The sequence below is a fragment of the Burkholderia sp. SRS-25 genome (genome assembly GCF_004343765.1).
Classification (GTDB): Bacteria; Pseudomonadota; Gammaproteobacteria; order Burkholderiales; family Burkholderiaceae; genus Burkholderia; species Burkholderia contaminans.
Window position 1 is genome coordinate 23616 of sequence record NZ_PTXM01000019.1, and the last position, 14987, is coordinate 38602.

The following is a 14987-nucleotide window of genomic DNA, read 5'->3' on the forward strand; positions in this document are numbered from 1 at the left end:
GTTGAAATGAAGCCGCGTCCGGCCCCGCACGCATGGCGCCGGTGCAGCCGCCCGCCTCACGGACGGGCGACGCACCAGCACATCGTCAGGTCAGGACGCCTTCACCAGCTTGACGATCGTCAACGTGCCGTCGACCTTCTCGATCCGCACCTTGACCTTGTCGCCCGCATGCGCGTGCTCGAGCATCGCTGCGTCCTTCGCCTTGAACGCCATCGTCATCGGCGGCATCCCGACGTTCTCGAGCGCGCCGTGCTTCAGCGTGATCTTGCCGCTCGCGGCATCGACCTTCTTCACTTCGGCGTCGGTCAGCGCGGCATTCGACTCGCCCGCGCCGCCCGACGACATCTTCATGGCGGACATGTCCATGCCCGCCATGTCGCCGGCTGCAAAGACGGGGGTGGCGAACGCGCCGACAGCAAGAACGGCGGCAGTCGCAACGGTAACGGTAATCAACTTCTTCATCGGGATTCTCCGGTTGGGATGGATGGCACGTTCGTGCCGTGAGGAACTGCTTCGGAATGCCGCGCATGGCCCATGCTTCGCGCACGACGGCGCTGCAGCAGGAGCCATGCGGCGGGAATGACGAACATCGACAGCAGCGGCGCCGTGACCATGCCGCCGACCATCGGCGCGGCGATACGCTGCATCACCTCGGAACCGGCGCCGTGCCCGACCATGATCGGCACGAGGCCGGCGAGCACGACGGCGACCGTCATCGCCTTGGGCCGCACGCGCAGCACCGCGCCTTCGCGGATCGCGTCGAGCAGCAGCGCATCGGTCAGCGGTTCGCCGGCGTCGAGCCGGCGCTGCAGCGCGCCCTTCAGGTACAGCAGCATCACGACGCCGAACTCGGCGGCCACGCCGGCCAGCGCGATGAAGCCTACCGATGTCGCGACGGACACCGCGTGGCCGAGCGCCCACACGAGCCAGAAGCCGCCGACCAGCGCGAACGGCACCGTCGACATCAGCAGCAATGCATCGGCCGCCGAGCCGAACGTGAGGAACAGCAGCACGAAGATCACCACGAGCGTCACCGGCACGACGGTGCGCAACTTGGCCGCCGCACGCTCGAGATACTCGAACTGCCCCGACCACGCGATCGAATAGCCGGGCGGCAACGCGACCTGCCGCGCGACGGCCTGCTGCATCTCGCGCACCGCGCTCTGCAGATCGGTGCCGCGGAGGTCGACATACACGTAGCCGGACAGTCGGGCGTTCTCGCTGCGGATCATCGGCGGGCCGTCGGCGATCGTGATGCGTGCGACGTCGCCCAGGCGGATCTGCGCGCCACGCGCGGTGACGACCGGCAGTTGCCGCAGGTTCTCGACCGAATCGCGCACCTCGCGCGGGTAGCGGATGTTGATCGGAAAGCGCTCGCGCCCCGCGATCACCTCGCCGACATCGTCGCCGCCGACCGCCGTCGACACGACCGACTGGACGTCGGCCACCGACAGCCCGTAGCGCGCGGCGGCGAGCCGGTCGATGTCGACGTCGATGTAGCGGCCGCCGTTCAGCCGCTCCGCGAGCGCGGACGTCACGCCCGGCACGGGCTTCACCGCGGCCTCGACCTGCTTCGCGATCGCATCGATCCCGGCCAGGTCCGGCCCGGAAATCTTCACGCCGACCGGCGTCTTGATCCCGGTGGACAGCATGTCGAGCCGGTTGCGGATCGGCGGCACCCATACGTTCGACAGCCCCGGCACTTTCACCGTGCGATCGAGTTCGTCGACGAGCTTCTCCGGCGTCATGCCGGGCCGCCATGCGCTGCGCGGCTTGAACCGGATCGTCGTCTCGAACATCTCGAGCGGCGCGGGATCGGTCGCGGTATCGGCGCGGCCCGACTTGCCGAACACCGTGTCGACCTCGGGCACGGTCTTGATCAACCGGTCGGTCTGCTGCAGCAGTTCGCTCGCCTTGTCGGCGGAAATGCCGGGCAGCGCGGTCGGCATGTACAGCAGGTCGCCTTCGTCGAGCGGCGGCATGAATTCGCCGCCGAGCCTCGACAGCGGTACCGCCGTCAGCACGAGCGCCACGACCGCGATGCCGATTGCAACCCACGGGCGCCTGAGCGTCGCCTCGAGCAGCGGCCGGTACGCGCGGATCAGCACGCGGTTGATCGGGTTCGCGTGCTCGTGCGGAATGCGGCCGCGCACGAGATAACCCATCAGCACCGGCACCAGCGTCACCGACAGCCCCGCGGCGGCGGCGATCGTGTAGGTCTTCGTGAACGCCAGCGGCGCGAACAGCTTGCCTTCCTGCCCTTCCAGCGAAAACACCGGAATGAACGACAGCGTGATGATCAACAGCGAGAAGAACAGCGCGGGCCCGACTTCCGCGGCCGACGTCGCGACGAGTTCCCACCGTCGGGCCGGCGTGATCGGTTCGCCGGGATGCGCGTGGTCGTACGCTTCGAGATGCTTGTGCGCGTTCTCGATCATCACGATCGCCGCGTCGATCATCGCGCCGATCGCGATCGCGATCCCGCCGAGCGACATCAGGTTCGCGTTCACGCCCTGGTAGCGCATCACGATGAACGCGGCCAGCACGCCGAGCGGCAGCGACAGGATCGCGACGAACGCGCTGCGCAGGTGGAACAGGAACACCGCGCAGACGAGCCCGACGATCACGAACTCCTCGATCAGCTTGTCCTTCAGGTTGCCCACCGCGCGCTCGATCAGCTGCGAGCGGTCGTAGGTCGTGACGATTTCGACGCCGGGCGGCAGCGAACGCTTCAGGTCGGCCAGCTTCGCCTTCACCGCATCGATCGTGGTCAGCGCGTTCTTGCCCGAACGCATCACGACGACGCCGCCCGTCACCTCGCCCTGCCCGTTCAGTTCCGCGATCCCGCGCCGCATCGCCGGGCCGACCTGGATGCGCGCAACGTCGCCGAGCAGCACCGGCGTGCCGGCGTCGTTCGTGCGCAGCACCACGTGCCGGAAGTCGTCGAGCGTACGCAGGTAGCCGGTCGAGCGCACCATGTACTCCGACTCGGCCAGCTCGACGACCGAACCGCCGGACGCCTGGTTCGCGTTGCCGAGCGCGGTCGCGACTTCCGCCTGCGTGATGCCGTACGCGCGCAGCTTGTCCGGATCGAGCACGACCTGGTATTGCTGCACCATGCCGCCGATGCTCGCGACTTCCGACACGTCCGGTACCGCCTTCAGCTCGAACTTCAGGAACCAGTCGTTGAGCGCGCGCAGTTGCCCGAGATCGTGACGGCCGGTGCGATCGACGAGCGCGTACTCGTACACCCAGCCGACGCCGGTCGCATCAGGCCCGAGCGACACCGTCGCGCCGGCAGGCAGCCGGCTCTGCACCTGGCTCAGGTATTCGAGCACGCGCGAACGCGCCCAGTACGGATCGGTGCGGTCGTCGAACAGCACATAGACGAACGCGTCGCCGAACGACGAATACGCGCGGACGGTTTTCGCACCGGGCACGCCGAGCAGCGTGGTCGTCAACGGATAGGTCACCTGATCCTCGACGATCTGCGGCGCCTTGCCCGGATACGACGCCTTCACGATCACCTGCGTATCCGACAGGTCGGGCAGTGCATCGAGGGGCGTCTGCCGCAGCGAATGAACGCCCCATGCGGCAATCAGCACGGTGGCGAGCAGCACGAGGAACCGGTTGTGGACGGACCAGCGAATGATGTGCGCGATCATCGTTCGCCTCCCTGCGGTTCGACCTTCGTCAGCCGGTAGCCGTCGTCGCCCTGCGTGAACGCGAAGCGCACCGTCTGGCCCGGCTTCACGTCCGGGAACGCGGTGGCCGACGGCTTGCCGAACGCCATCGTCATCGCGCCCCAGCCGAGCGCGGGAACGGGTTGATGCGAGAACGTGATGTCGTCGGCCGTGACCTGTTCGACCTTGCCGGTGGTTTCGTAGATCGGCACCGCCGCGGTCGGCGTCGACGCAGGCGTCGCCGCTGCCCCGCTCGCGCCGGCGCCGCTTTCCAGCCGCGGCAGCACGCTTTTCAGGCTCGCCTCGGAATCGATCAGGAACTGCCCCGATGCGACGACCGTGTCGCCTTCGCGCAGTCCGCCGAGCACTTCGGTGTCGCTGCCGACGTCGTTGCCCGTCGTCACCGTCACCGGCTGGAGCCGGCCATCGCCGTTCTTCACGATGACGACCGAGCGCTTGCCGGTCGCGATCACCGCTTCGGACGGCACGAGCAGGCGCGATACGGTCTGCCGCGCGGCGACCCGCACGCGCATCAGCATGCCGGGCGTGAGCTTCAGCGTCGCGTTGTCGATCTCCACGCGCGCCTGCAGCGTGCGGCTGCTCGCGCTGATGCCGGGCAGCACTTCGCGGATGCGTCCGGTGAAATGCTGTGTCGCATCGCCCGCGAACGTCGCGTCGACCGCCATCCCCGGCTGCACGTTCAGCGCGAGCGCTTCCGGCACCTCGACGATGAGCCACAGCGTCGACAGCCCGGCGATCTTCGCGAGCGTCTGACCGGGTGCGACCATCGCGCCGTCGCGCACGTTCAATTCGCTGACGACGCCGGTTTCCGGCGCGCTCAGCACGACGTGCGTCTGCGCGCGGCCGGTGCGATCGAGGCTCGCGATCATGCCGTCGGGAATCGACAGCGCCCGCATCCGTGCGCGCGACGCATCGAGCAGGCTGGCGTCCATCCTGCCGCGCTTGAGCGCGAGGTATTCCTCCTGTGGCGCGAGCCAGTCGGGCACGAACAGCGACGCGACCGGCGCGCCTTTCGCGATGCGCTGCATCGGTGCGCGCGCATAGAGACGGTCGATGTAGCCGGTCACGCGCGACTGGACGACATCCGCGCGCGATTCGTCGAACTGCGTGGTGCCCACCGCATCGAATCCCGCCGCCGTCTGTTGCCTGCGCACGGTCGCGTAGCGGATGCCGAGGTTCTGCTGCAGGCCCGGATCGATCCGGATGCCGGACGCGCCGCCGCCTTCGTCCGCATAGACGGGCTGCAACTGCATGTCCATGAAGGGTGACTTGCCCGGTTTGTCGAAGTGCTGGTTCGGCACCATCGGGTCGTGCCAGTACAGCACCTTGCGGCCGGTCTTCGGGTCGGCGTTACCGGGCGATGCCGACGCGGTGGTGTCCGTTGCCGCCGCAACCGTCGCCGCATGGCGGGCGCCCACGAAATAACCCGTGCCGAGCAGCACGGCACCGGCGAACGCCAGCACGGCCGCGCGGGCCAATGTTTGCTTAGTCATGTCGTTCTCCCTTATTGCGCGGCGGCCAGCGTCGACGGCACGACCTGGTATTCGAGCTGCGCCCAGGTCTGCGAGACCTCGCGCCGGAGCTCGAGCACCTGCAGTTGCGCATCCAGTTGCGCGCGGCGGGCAGCAAACGTATCGGCGAGCGAGCCGGTGCCCGCACGGTAGGCCGCGTTCGCCAGTTGCACGCGCTGGTCGGCGGCGGGCAGCAATGCGTCGCCGAGATTCGCGATGCGCGCACGACCGCTCGCAAGCGTCGCGGACTGCGTGCGGATATCGGCCTGCACCTGGCGCAGCGTGTCCTCGTACATCAGGCGCGCCTTCGTCGCGAGCGCGGCCTTTTCGGCGACGTCGCGGTTCTGGCGGTTCTTGCGATTGAGCGGCAGCGGGATCGTGACGCCGACGGACACCATGTTCGAATACACGCCGCCACGCTGCTGGTACGCGACTTCCCACGTCCAGTTCGGGCTGCGTTCGCTGTTCGCGACGGCGGTATCCGCTTCGGCAACCGCGATATCGTCGGCGGCAGTGATCAGCGCCGGTTGCGACAGCCGCAGCTCGTCCGGCGGCAGCGACGACACGAACGACTCCGGCGCGGGCGGTGTGCCGGCGACGTCGCCAACCGGCACGGCGGTCCAGCGCGACAGCGCGATGAGCGCGGTCTGGTAGACCTGCTGCGCTTTCAGCAGTTGATCCTGCGTCTGCGCGAGCATCGCCCGCGCCTGGACGACGTCGGCCGCACTCGCCTTCGCGCCGCGATACGACGCTTTCGTCGCTTCAAGCTCATGGTTCATGTGATCGAGCAGCGCCTGCTGCAGCGCGAGCGCCTGCTTCGCGTAGACGGCGTTCAGCCATGCCGTCGCGGTTTGCTGGCGCACGCTCGCGAGCTGCGCGAGATAGCCGGCGCGCTCGCGCCCGACCTGCTCGTTGGCGAGCGCCGAGCGCAGGCGCCGCTTGTCGCCGGATACCCACTCCTGCTCGATGCCGATGCGGCGCATCGTCATGAAGTCCTGGCCGACGGTGAAGCGCTGGCCGCCATTGACCGGCAGGTTGTCGATGCCGGCCTTGAGCATCGGGTCGGGCAGCTGGCCGGCCTTCACGGCCGCCTCCGCGCTCGCGTGCACCGACGCCTGCGCGGCCTGCATCGAAGCGGAATGATCGGTGGCGGACTGCAGCGCGGCGTCCAGCGTGAAAGGCGATGGCTGCGCGTGAACGGCGCCCGCCACCAGCAGCGCCGCCCAAAGCATGGGCGCGCGCCGACGCGCACGCCGCGCAAGCGGCGTGCCGAAATGGAATGACATGGTTGAACCCCAACGGCGGAACCCCCAAAGGGATTCCACGTCCTGATACAGGACGAACCTCACCGCGAATGCGGCGAACCTATCGGATCGGGATCAGCTGATGCGTGGAGGGCGCCACAACCCGTTCGGATCGCGGACCGGGAGGATTTGCGCGTAGTGGAACGCGACGGTGCTGGCGAATGCAGCGGGGCGACTGACTTCGGCGCGAGCGGCCGGATGATAGAGACTGCCGAACTGGCATTGCGCCGTCAGCTTGCAGGCCATGCCCTTCGCTTTCGCGTGGGACTTGTCGACGGAAGACGACTTCATCGAATCGCAGCCCGGCATGTCGGCTGACATGCCGGCGTCCATGTCCATCGACATCGACATGCCCTGCTGCATCATCGGACATTCCCCGGTCAGGCCGCTGGCTGCCAGCCCGCTGATGGGCAGCACCGCGCAGAGCAGCAGCAGGATGATCGTCCGGAGGAATTTCATGGCGGGGATTATAGCGCGGGGTTTTGCCGTGTGGCGGGGCGTCGATGAAGCGTAAGGATGCGCCGACTCCGCCACCGCCGCGACACGCTACCGCGCGAGCCCGTCGGCCTCCAGCACCTGCTGCACCGCCGGCCGCGCCCGCACCCGCTCGTACCACGCACGCAGATGCGCATACCGGGTCAGGTCGATATCCGCGTGGTACACCGATCGCATCCAGTCGGCCTTGCCCCAGCCCGTCAGCGCGAACAGGTACGCATCGGCAACCGTGAACGCGTCGCCCGTGACGAACGTCTTGCCTTCGAGCTGACGGTCGATCCAGGCGAAACGGCTGTCGAGCTTCGCTCTCGCCGGGTCGACGTATTTCCCGGCCTGCACCGCATACAGCAGCGGGATGAAGCCTTTGTGGATCTCGGTGCCGAGGAAGTTGAGCCATTCCATCAGCCGATAGCGTGCGAGCGTGCCGTAGGCGGGCGCGAGCCCCGCATCGGGACGCAGATCCGCGAGATACTGCGCGATCACCGGCCCTTCGCGCAGCAGCGTGCCGTCGTCGAGTTCGAGCAGCGGCACGTAGCCGAGTTCGGTCACATCGTAGTAATTGCGTCCGTCTTCAATGACATGCTTGCGCGCGTCGACCTTGATGACCTCCGCGTCGATGCCGCCTTCGCGCAGCACGATGCAGATGGCCTGGGAACAGCTTCCCGGAGCGTGATGGAGCTTCATGCGTGTCCTTCCTGAGTTGTCCATGTATCGATTCGCCGCGACGCGGGCGCTAATATCTCGCATCGGCGCAGCGCTGAGAAGACGGCAGTCGTTTGTGCCGTAGTCACAAAAAATTTACCGACCAGGATTCGGCAACATGAAAACGAGTGCGACCGGATGTTCCGTTGAAGAAGCGATGCGCCTGCTCGGCGGCCGCTGGCGGCTGCTGCTGGTGTCGTATCTGCTCGACGGGCCGCGGCGCTTCAGCGACCTGCGGCGCGACATGCCCGGCATCTCGCAACGGATGCTGACGCTCGACCTGCGCGCGCTCGAAGACGCCGGGCTCGTGCGGCGCACCGTCTATCCGGAAGTGCCGGTGCGGGTCGAGTACGATCTAACCGCCGACGGCGACCGGCTGCGGCCCGTGGTCGACGTAATGCGCGAATTCGGGCTGTGGCTGAAGGCGCGCGATGCCGGTGCATCGTGCGATACCGGCGTAACGCCCGGCGCGGCAGCCGCGATCGACACGGCACTCCATTCGCCCCGATAACCCCCAACTCTTTTACGCAGGAACCCCGTTCATGGAACTTCACGCCACCATCGGCGCGGCGACGTCCGATCTCGACGACGACGAAAGCTTCGCCAACATCTATTGCCACGACGCCGAGCAGGACTATTGCTTCGCGCTGTCGCGCTTTCCGGACGACGCGCTGATCGAAGTGATGGTGCGCGACCAGGTCAACGTGCGCGTCAAGGATCTGTCGGTGCGCCTGACGGACGACGCGATCGACGTCGAGATCGAACCCGCCCTCGCCGCGCGTCTCGACGGCCAGACGCGCTACGTGATCCATCTCGCGCCCGGTCAATACGATCCGGTCACGCTGCGCGCCGCGCTGAAGGAGATCTTCGTCGGCAAGAACGGCTTTCAGGACGACAGCACGCGCGGCTAAGCAGTCGCTGGCCTGTTCACCCTCGACCTTCGCTCCGACGCCTGCTCATGACGCGCTTCCCTCGACTCCGTCCGCTTCCCCGCGTTGCCGCGACCGCGCTGCTGCTCGCCGCCTGCGCATCGATCGCTCCCGCCGCGCACGCAGCCAAGCCGCTGCTCGCGTTCAAGGTCGACGACACCGTCACGGCCCGCGTCGAACGCGCGGACAGCGCGCACATCACCGTGCGCTTCCTGCCGAGCGGCAGGACGCAAACGCTCGACGTCACCGCCAGCGACGAGGAAGGCCGCTATCACCTCTCGTCGGACGACTACAACTTCGACGGCCACCGCGATCTCGCCATGCACGCGACACTCGGCATGGTCAACGACAACTACGGCATCTACCTGTACGATCCGGCCCGCCAACAGTTCGAGCCGCTGCACATGCCGGCGGGCAACATGCCGCATGGCAACTGCGACGACCTGATCAACGTGGCCGCGAAGCCGAAAGAACGCACGCTTTACAGCTCGTGCCGCGGCGGCCCGATCTGGTACACCGATGCGTACCGCTACGACGCCGGCGGCAGGCTGTATCTGTACCAGTCCAGCGAAGCGATCCCCGACGACCTGCGCGACCTGCTCGACACCGATTCCGGCCCGTCGTCGATGCTGCTGACCTACGACGCGCAAGGCAAGCGCGTGTCGCGCCGCCCCGACGCGTACGGCGGCGGCACCGTCACGTTCAAGGTGCGCCCGGCGCGACTGCCGCTGCACGACGCGATGAACGACGCACCCACGCGCCGTTACGTCGTCGCGGGCGACACGGTCGAACTGATCGACACGAGCGCCGATTTCCAGTGGCTGAAGGTGCGCTATCGCAACCCGCACGCCGGTGCAGTGCAGGGGTGGGTCAGCGCGAAGGAAGCGATAGCCAACTGATGCACGCTGCGAGGTGATCGCCGCTCATTCCCACATGTTGAGCGCATCACGTCCCATTAATAGGGATGCCTGCCCAAATGTTGACGCGCTTCCCGCCACGGCTCTAACGTTCGCCCCAACGCCATTCGATTCGGCCGCCCCGTTCGCGGGCGACGGCCTGGCACAGAACACAGGAGACAACCGTGGCTCATTCCGCGTCGCGCACCCACGCCAATCCGCCGGAACAGTTGCCCGCGCATGCCGGCATCGCATCCGATCCTGCCGCCCGCGCAGCCGCGGCGCAGACTACAGCGCCCAGCCGCAAGCGGCTGCTGATCCTCGCGTTGCTGTTCGTCACGGTGGTGATCAACTATCTCGACCGCAGCAACCTGTCGATCGCCGCGCCCGCGCTGTTCAAGGAACTGAACATCGATCCGGTGCGCGCGGGCCTCGTGTTCTCCGCGTTCGGCTGGACCTACGCGCTGATGCAGATTCCAGGCGGCTGGCTCGTCGACAAGGTGTCGCCGCGCGTGCTGTATGCGGGCGCGCTTGCACTGTGGTCCGCCGCGACGCTGCTGCTCGGTTTCGCGGGCTCGTTCGTCGGGCTGATCGTGCTGCGCCTCGCAGTCGGTGCGCTCGAAGCGCCCGCCTATCCGATCAACAATCGCGTCGTGACGACCTGGTTCCCGACCCGCGAACGCGCAAGCGCGATCGGCGGCTACACGTCGGGCCAGTTCGTCGGCCTCGCGTTTCTCACGCCGGTGCTCGCCTGGCTTCAGGTGCATCTCGGCTGGCACATGGTGTTCGTCGCGACCGGCCTCGCCGGCATCGGCTGGGCCGCGATCTGGTATGCGGTGTATCGCGAGCCGCGCGCGTTTCGCGGCGTCAACGCGGCCGAGATCGCACTGATCCGCGACGGCGGCGGCCTCGTGGATCTCGAAGACCGCGTCGCGGCGCGCACCGAACGCGCACCGTCGACGTGGCGCGACCTCGGCGTCGTGCTCGGCCGGCGCAAGCTGTGGGGCATCTATCTCGGCCAGTTCGCGCTGAACTCGACGCTGTGGTTCTTCCTCACGTGGTTCCCGACCTACCTCGTCAAGTATCGCGGGATGGATTTCATCAAGTCCGGCTTCCTCGCGTCGCTGCCGTTCCTCGCCGCGTTCGTCGGCGTACTGTGCTCGGGCGTGCTGTCGGACTGGCTGATGCGCCGCGGCGCATCGCAGGGCTTCGCGCGCAAACTGCCGATCATCTCGGGGCTGCTGATCTCGACCAGCATCATCGGCGCGAACTACGTGACGTCGACGGGCTGGGTGATCGCGTTCATGACGATCGCGTTCTTCGGCAACGGCTTCGCATCGATCACGTGGTCGCTCGTGTCGGGGCTTGCGCCCGCGCGGCTGCTCGGCCTCACGGGCGGCGTGTTCAACCTGATCGGCAATCTTTCAGCGATCGCGACGCCGATCGTGATCGGGCTGCTGGTGGACGGCGCCGACTTCTCGCGCGCGATCACCTACATCGCCGCGATGGCGCTTGCGGGCAGCGTGTCGTACGGGCTGCTCGTCGGCAAGGTCGAACGCATCGACGCATAAGCGTCACGAGGGCGGCACGCACGTGCCGCCCGGCCCTACCGCTAACCGCACGTTGCGTCAGAACCGCCGAGCCCCGACGCGCGCGAGGTCGTGCGGATTGCCTGCCACATAATCGAGCGCGCACGCGTCGGTATCGACGCCAACGGTCAACAGTGTTTCCCCGCGCGCGGTGTCGGGCATCGACAGGTCCGGATGAAAACACACGACGGCCTGATCGCCGGCCGTCCCGCACATCGCCGCCGCGCGTTCGCGAAGCTCGGCGTGCGCACGCGCCGCGAGCTGTTCGACCGGGTGCCGGTCGACTGCCGAGCGCGCGCCGCCGGCTTATGCGGCCAGCGCGGCCGCCTTGATGTTGAAGGCGCGCAGCAGGTCCTCGCAGAACGCGTCGACGATCGGCTTGTCGCTCGCGCTGCGCTTCATCGCGAGATGCAGCGGCACGTCGAAGCTGAACGTCGTGCGGCCGACGGCCTTCACGAGCCCGCGCTGCTCGAACGGCTCCGCATAGTGCGCGGGCAGGTAGCCGAGATGGCCGCCCGACAGGATCAGGATCGTCGCGGCCTCGATGCTGTCCGCGCTCGCGGTCACGCGCCGCTCGGGCAGCGGATACTGCTCCTCCGGCACCGGATACGTGCGCCACACCCAGTCGTGAAGCTGCAAATCATCCGCGGTCACGGGCCGCGATGCATGGAACAGCGGATGCCCGCGCCCGCAGTAGATCACCTGCTGCTCGGTGAAGAGCGGCGTGTAGAGCAGCCCGGGCACGCGATGCCAGAAATAGCCGATCGCGAGATCGAGCTGGTTGTTGACGAGGCTCTCCTCGAGCTCCTGCGGCGACGCGACCTTCATCGCGAACGTGACGGCCTGATCGCGCTTGCGGAACGCGCCGATCGCGTCGGCCACGCGCGCGTTCTCGACGAGCGGCGCCTGGCCGATCAGGCCGATCGACAGCGTGCCGACCAGCTTGCGGTCGATGTCGCGCACGCGCGCGACGAATTCGGAGGTGGCTGCGACGAGCGTGCGCGCGGTGGCCGCGAAGCGTTCGCCCTTCGACGTCAGGCGAAAGCCGCCGCGCCCGCGGTCGCACAGCTTGAAGCCGACGCGCGCTTCGAGCGCCGACAGCTGCGTGCTGATGGTCGACTGCCGCACGCCGAGCGACGCCTCGGCGGCCGTGATGCCGCGTGCGTCGACGACGGCCAGAAAGACCCGGATGAGCCGGAGATCGAGATCGGAGGTATTCGAGAACATGCTTCAAGCCGCTGCGCGTGTGCGCGTTACCCGGGCGGCGAGCCCGACGCGCATCGCGCGCCACGCCCGCCGCCTGCGCCGATGAACCGAACCGGACGCGCGTCGCCATCGGCAGCGGCGCGCGTCCCCACCGTCATTCAGATGACACTGCAAGCACGCGTACCGAGGTTCGCGCCGGCCGCGAGCGTCACCGCACCCGCGAGCACCCACCGCACCGGCTGGCTGCCGAGCACGAACGCGACGAGCAGCGTGCCCGTCGATTCGCCGAGCACCTCGACGAAGCTCGACAGCCCGAGCGCCGCTTCGCCGAAGCCCCAATGACGCTCGACCTGCCCGACGATCGCGGGCAAGCCGAGGAAGACCGTCGGCCCGAGCATGCCGAGCAGCAGCATCACGACGACGAACAGCGCGCTTTCCTGCCGCGCGTCATCCTGCAGGTTGACTACATTCATCTGGTGTCTCTCTCCGTGTCCGCGGTGCGGACCGTCTCCTCTGGGGATCGTGTCTTGTTGTGCCTGCATGACGGGGCGGCCCGACGCGGAGCGGCCCCGTCGCCGCTTACATCGGAAAGCCCATCGCCTTGATGCCGCTGATCCATGCGCGCTTCCAGCCGCCTTCCGCATCCGCGCCGTCGAACGCATGGAACGTGATCTTCGCGGCGACCCAGCGCATCGGCTCCGGCGGGATGTAGCTCGGGCTCTGGTTCGCGATGTCGAGCTCGCGCTCGGGGCTGTCGCGATCGAACAGGATGTTCAGCCCCATGAACGCGCCGAACCGGCTCGCCGCGACGCCGAAGCCCGTATAGCCGGCGACGAACACGGCCTTGTCGCCGAGATAGCGCTTCGCGAACACTGAACCACGCGAGCAGTAGTCGATCGGGCCGCCCCACGCGTGCGAGAAACGCACGTCGCACAGCTGCGGGAACGTGCGGTAGAACGCTTCCGCGAGCCGGTAGTACGTTTCGCGCTGGCCGTCCTGATGCGGCTCCGGATCGCCGTCGAAGTGATAGCTCACCAGCCCGCCGAAGATGATGTTGTTGTGCTTCGTCAGCCGGAAATAGTTGAGCTGCGTGCGCGTGTCGTACACGCCCTGGCGGTTCTTCCAGCCGATCCGCGCGAGCTGCTCGTCGGTGAGCGGCTCGGTCGCGAGCACGTGGTCGCGCACCTGCATCACGCGGCGGTTGATGTCGGGAATCCCGACCTTCGCGGTGCCGCTGCCGAACACCACGCGCGGTGCGCGCACGCTGCCCTGCGGCGTCGTCACGAACACCGTGCTGCCTTCGTCGGCCACGGTCACGAGCGGCGTGTGCTCGTACAGCTTCACGCCGAGCTTCAGCGCCGCGCGCTTCAGCCCCCACGCGAGCTTCGCCGGATGCACGATGCCGCTGCGATTGCGCGACCACAGCGCCCCCGCGAACAGCGGCGAATTCAGTTGCTCGAGCGTTTCCTCGCGGTTGAGCAGCACGACGTCGTGGCCGTACTCGCGATGCAGGTCGTAGTCGCCCTTCAGGTGCGCGATGTGCTCGGGATCGACCGCCACCGTCATCTCGCCGTTCCACTCGATGTCGGCGTCGATGTCGTAGCGCTTCAGCGTGTCCTCGAAACCGTCGAGGTTGTGATGGCCGAATGCCTCGAGCTGCGCGATGTCGTTCGGAAACACGCGCACCGCGTTCGGCAGCCCGTGCATCACCGACGTCGAGATGATCCCGCCCGCGCGGCCCGATGCGCCGTGCGCCACCTTGCCTGCCTCGATCAGCACCACGTTCAGGTGCGGCATCTGTTCCTTCGCCTGCACGGCGGCCCACAGCCCCGTGAAGCCGCCGCCGACGATCAGCAGGTCGGCCGTCACGTCGCCGACGAGTTCCGGCTCGGTGGCCGGCGCCGCAGGGTTGTCGAGCCAGTACGGGAACAGCTTCGTATTCGCGAGCGCCGCCTCGACGCCCAGTGCGACCGGTGCGCCACGCATGGCGTGCGCCTGCTCCGGTGCAGTCTCTCTTGTCTTGACTTCCATTTCCATGATCCCAGCCATCACACGCGAAACGCGAAACCGCCGCCGGGCGCGCGTCGCACGGACGACGCGCCCGGCGGCGGCCCCGGACATCACGACTGCTCGAGCAGCACGTAGAACTTCTTCGCGTCCTCGATCGTCTCCCAGCGGCCCGCGAAGCCGGCCGGCAGCAGGTAGCCCTGGCCCGGCGTGAACTCCTTGCGGTTGCCTTCGACGTCGGTCAGTGCGATCCGGCCCTCGACGAGCCACACGGCCTCGTCGGCCGCGGTTTCCGGAAACTCCACCGAGCCGGCTTTCCCTTCCCACCAGCCGACGATGTAGTTGCCGCTCTTGCCTTCCGCCGCGCGCCAGTCGCTTTCGTCCATGCCGAAGTCGAGCTTCGTGAATTCGCCGATGCCTGCGCCGAGCGGCAGGATGTCCTTGATCAGTTTGGTCATGTGAATCTTTCGTCTCTCGATTGAAAAAAGCAGAGACAAAGTTACTCATTTACACTGCCCCGGTATGCCCCCCTCCGGGGGGGACAAGCTGTGTTTTCCGGGGCGAACGGGTCGGCAGGACAACCGACGGTGTTTCCCCTTAATGACGTTTTTCGTTGTGACCGCTACAATCCGCCCGCTTTTCAC

The 14987-nt window shown here is 67.5% G+C and carries 15 protein-coding genes; 4 read left to right on the top strand and 11 right to left on the bottom strand.

Annotated elements, in window-relative coordinates; genetic code table 11:
• Positions 1-90: 90 nt before the first annotated feature.
• From C5O79_RS25615 to gstA, 6 genes are all read right to left on the bottom strand, one after another.
• Positions 91-462, bottom strand: coding sequence for a copper-binding protein (locus C5O79_RS25615; RefSeq protein WP_046549129.1), 372 nt, complete (start codon positions 460-462; stop codon positions 91-93).
• Positions 459-3665, bottom strand: a complete 3207-nt coding sequence (locus C5O79_RS25620) for an efflux RND transporter permease subunit (RefSeq protein ID WP_122474758.1) — start codon at positions 3663-3665, stop codon at positions 459-461. The genes C5O79_RS25615 and C5O79_RS25620 overlap by 4 nt, the downstream gene beginning before the upstream one ends.
• Entirely contained in the window at positions 3662-5197 is a 1536-nt protein-coding gene (locus C5O79_RS25625) for an efflux RND transporter periplasmic adaptor subunit (protein ID WP_122474757.1), read from the bottom strand. The genes C5O79_RS25620 and C5O79_RS25625 overlap by 4 nt, the downstream gene beginning before the upstream one ends.
• 11 nt (positions 5198-5208) lie before the next feature.
• Positions 5209-6501, bottom strand: coding sequence for a TolC family protein (locus C5O79_RS25630; RefSeq protein WP_122474756.1), 1293 nt, complete (start codon positions 6499-6501; stop codon positions 5209-5211).
• Between the two features lie 93 nt (positions 6502-6594).
• Entirely contained in the window at positions 6595-6978 is a 384-nt protein-coding gene (locus tag C5O79_RS25635; RefSeq protein ID WP_046549125.1) for a hypothetical protein, read from the bottom strand.
• Positions 6979-7065: 87 nt separating this feature from the next.
• Positions 7066-7698 (bottom strand): glutathione transferase GstA, encoded by a 633-nt coding sequence (gene gstA / locus C5O79_RS25640; RefSeq protein WP_122474755.1) that lies wholly within the window; start codon positions 7696-7698, stop codon positions 7066-7068.
• Positions 7699-7834: 136 nt separating this feature from the next.
• Here gstA and C5O79_RS25645 point away from each other — a divergent pair, with 136 nt between their 5' ends.
• From C5O79_RS25645 to C5O79_RS25660, 4 genes are all read left to right on the top strand, one after another.
• Complete coding sequence (locus C5O79_RS25645; protein ID WP_122474754.1) at positions 7835-8227, top strand: helix-turn-helix domain-containing protein; 393 nt, start codon at positions 7835-7837, stop codon at positions 8225-8227.
• Positions 8228-8258: 31 nt separating this feature from the next.
• Positions 8259-8627: a hypothetical protein gene (locus C5O79_RS25650; RefSeq protein ID WP_122474753.1), complete on the top strand. Its 369-nt coding sequence runs from the start codon at positions 8259-8261 to the stop codon at positions 8625-8627.
• Positions 8628-8674: 47 nt separating this feature from the next.
• Positions 8675-9544, top strand: coding sequence for a hypothetical protein (locus tag C5O79_RS25655; protein ID WP_122474752.1), 870 nt, complete (start codon positions 8675-8677; stop codon positions 9542-9544).
• A gap of 182 nt (positions 9545-9726) precedes the next feature.
• Complete coding sequence (locus C5O79_RS25660) at positions 9727-11112, top strand: MFS transporter (protein WP_046549120.1); 1386 nt, start codon at positions 9727-9729, stop codon at positions 11110-11112.
• Positions 11113-11169: 57 nt separating this feature from the next.
• Here C5O79_RS25660 and C5O79_RS38845 read toward each other — a convergent pair whose 3' ends face one another.
• The 5 genes from C5O79_RS38845 to C5O79_RS25685 form a co-directional block, all read right to left on the bottom strand.
• On the bottom strand, positions 11170-11292 hold the full coding sequence (locus tag C5O79_RS38845) for a hypothetical protein (protein WP_257791823.1): 123 nt from the start codon (positions 11290-11292) through the stop codon (positions 11170-11172).
• A gap of 144 nt (positions 11293-11436) precedes the next feature.
• Positions 11437-12357: a LysR family transcriptional regulator gene (locus C5O79_RS25670; RefSeq protein ID WP_039353976.1), complete on the bottom strand. Its 921-nt coding sequence runs from the start codon at positions 12355-12357 to the stop codon at positions 11437-11439.
• Between the two features lie 137 nt (positions 12358-12494).
• Positions 12495-12809 (bottom strand): hypothetical protein, encoded by a 315-nt coding sequence (locus C5O79_RS25675; RefSeq protein ID WP_236862362.1) that lies wholly within the window; start codon positions 12807-12809, stop codon positions 12495-12497.
• 106 nt (positions 12810-12915) lie between these two features.
• Positions 12916-14373: an FAD-dependent oxidoreductase gene (locus tag C5O79_RS25680; RefSeq protein WP_122474751.1), complete on the bottom strand. Its 1458-nt coding sequence runs from the start codon at positions 14371-14373 to the stop codon at positions 12916-12918.
• A gap of 83 nt (positions 14374-14456) precedes the next feature.
• Entirely contained in the window at positions 14457-14801 is a 345-nt protein-coding gene (locus C5O79_RS25685) for a cupin domain-containing protein (RefSeq protein ID WP_046549116.1), read from the bottom strand.
• Between the last annotated feature and the right edge of the window lie 186 nt (positions 14802-14987).

What these genes read in the sequence shown, in the direction of transcription:
- C5O79_RS25615 (WP_046549129.1), bottom strand. Translation starts at nt 462, where the DNA reads ATGAAGAAGTTGATTACCGTTACCGTTGCGACTGCCGCCGTTCTTGCT.
- C5O79_RS25620 (WP_122474758.1), bottom strand. Translation starts at nt 3,665, where the DNA reads ATGATCGCGCACATCATTCGCTGGTCCGTCCACAACCGGTTCCTCGTG.
- C5O79_RS25625 (WP_122474757.1), bottom strand. Translation starts at nt 5,197, where the DNA reads ATGACTAAGCAAACATTGGCCCGCGCGGCCGTGCTGGCGTTCGCCGGT.
- C5O79_RS25630 (WP_122474756.1), bottom strand. Translation starts at nt 6,501, where the DNA reads ATGTCATTCCATTTCGGCACGCCGCTTGCGCGGCGTGCGCGTCGGCGC.
- C5O79_RS25635 (WP_046549125.1), bottom strand. Translation starts at nt 6,978, where the DNA reads ATGAAATTCCTCCGGACGATCATCCTGCTGCTGCTCTGCGCGGTGCTG.
- gstA (WP_122474755.1), bottom strand. Translation starts at nt 7,698, where the DNA reads ATGAAGCTCCATCACGCTCCGGGAAGCTGTTCCCAGGCCATCTGCATC.
- C5O79_RS25645 (WP_122474754.1), top strand. Translation starts at nt 7,835, where the DNA reads ATGAAAACGAGTGCGACCGGATGTTCCGTTGAAGAAGCGATGCGCCTG.
- C5O79_RS25650 (WP_122474753.1), top strand. Translation starts at nt 8,259, where the DNA reads ATGGAACTTCACGCCACCATCGGCGCGGCGACGTCCGATCTCGACGAC.
- C5O79_RS25655 (WP_122474752.1), top strand. Translation starts at nt 8,675, where the DNA reads ATGACGCGCTTCCCTCGACTCCGTCCGCTTCCCCGCGTTGCCGCGACC.
- C5O79_RS38845 (WP_257791823.1), bottom strand. Translation starts at nt 11,292, where the DNA reads ATGCCCGACACCGCGCGCGGGGAAACACTGTTGACCGTTGGCGTCGAT.
- C5O79_RS25670 (WP_039353976.1), bottom strand. Translation starts at nt 12,357, where the DNA reads ATGTTCTCGAATACCTCCGATCTCGATCTCCGGCTCATCCGGGTCTTT.
- C5O79_RS25675 (WP_236862362.1), bottom strand. Translation starts at nt 12,809, where the DNA reads ATGAATGTAGTCAACCTGCAGGATGACGCGCGGCAGGAAAGCGCGCTG.
- C5O79_RS25680 (WP_122474751.1), bottom strand. Translation starts at nt 14,373, where the DNA reads ATGGAAATGGAAGTCAAGACAAGAGAGACTGCACCGGAGCAGGCGCAC.
- C5O79_RS25685 (WP_046549116.1), bottom strand. Translation starts at nt 14,801, where the DNA reads ATGACCAAACTGATCAAGGACATCCTGCCGCTCGGCGCAGGCATCGGC.